The following is a 552-nucleotide window of genomic DNA, read 5'->3' on the forward strand; positions in this document are numbered from 1 at the left end:
ATGGTGAATGGCTCCGGAGCGTCTGTCACCTCGCACCACCAAAATGAGTGACAAGGCAGTCATTCATCCCGCTGCTCGCTACGCGCGCTGCGGTTGGGCCTGCAAGGGAAACCGGGTGCCACGCCTGGGCATCCGCGAGAACTCATGTGCCCCGCCGGTTTTTGACTATGCCCTTCGGCGCGCGGAGCGCCGCCGGAAGGATGAGCGCCTTGTCACTCCGATTGGGGGCGAGTGGCGACAGACGCTCCGGAGCCATTCACCATTTACGGCGAGATGTGAACTGTGGCAGGCGCTAGCGGTTTGAGCGGCTTTCTTTTGCCTACTTTTCTTTGCCGCTGGTGTACAGACCGGAGACATGATTGACAGGTGTATGGGGACATGGTTGACACTTTTGGGCAACCCAACGCCCGAATCCATCCATGCCCTGGAATGTAAAAGACACCATGAGCCTCAGACAGGAATTCGTCAGTCTGGCAGCCGCACAGAGCCTGCCCTTCAGTGAGCTGTGCCGGCGTTTCAACATCAGCCGCCAGACCGGCTACAAATGGCTTG

The 552-nt window shown here is 59.1% G+C and carries 1 protein-coding gene; it reads left to right on the plus strand.

The window, feature by feature from the left end:
• Window positions 1–443: 443 nt before the first annotated feature.
• A partial coding sequence (locus M3I56_RS40885; RefSeq protein ID WP_375541889.1) for a helix-turn-helix domain-containing protein occupies window positions 444–552 on the plus strand: 109 nt, incomplete at its 3' end.

This window comes from Paraburkholderia sp. CNPSo 3281, from assembly GCF_024206515.1.
Taxonomy (GTDB): Bacteria; Pseudomonadota; Gammaproteobacteria; order Burkholderiales; family Burkholderiaceae; genus Paraburkholderia; species Paraburkholderia nodosa.